We start from the raw sequence: 387 nt of genomic DNA, 5'->3' as shown, positions 1-387 counted from the left end.
GGCCTGACCCGTGCGCATCGGCGTGGTCACCTTCCCGGGGTCGCTCGACGACGTCGACGCCGCCCGCGCCGTGCGGCTGGCCGGCGGTGAGGTCGTGCCGCTGTGGCACGCCGACGCCGAGCTGCCCGCGGTCGACGCCGTCGTCCTGCCCGGTGGGTTCTCCTACGGCGACTACCTGCGGGCCGGTGCCATCGCCGCCCGCCAGCCGCTCATGCGGGCCGTGGTCGACCGGGCGCACGCCGGCATGCCGGTGCTGGGCATCTGCAACGGCTTCCAGGTGCTCTGCGAGGCCGGGCTGCTGCCCGGGGCGCTCACCCGCAACAGCCACCTGCACTTCCGCAACCGTGACCAGGCGCTGCTCGTCGAGCGCGCCGACACCGCGTGGAC

Annotated in this window: 1 protein-coding gene; it reads left to right on the top strand. The window is 75.5% G+C overall.

Annotation, left to right across the window (positions count from 1 at the left end):
• Positions 1–22: 22 nt before the first annotated feature.
• On the top strand, positions 23–387 hold a 365-nt coding region (locus tag M3677_RS17775; RefSeq protein WP_308201995.1), incomplete at its 3' end, for a phosphoribosylformylglycinamidine synthase subunit PurQ.

This window comes from Curtobacterium sp. P97 (assembly GCF_023712445.1).
Taxonomy (GTDB): domain Bacteria; phylum Actinomycetota; class Actinomycetes; order Actinomycetales; family Microbacteriaceae; genus Curtobacterium.
The sequence above is the reverse complement of the archived record's forward strand: the minus strand, read 5'-3'. Positions and strand labels throughout refer to the sequence as shown.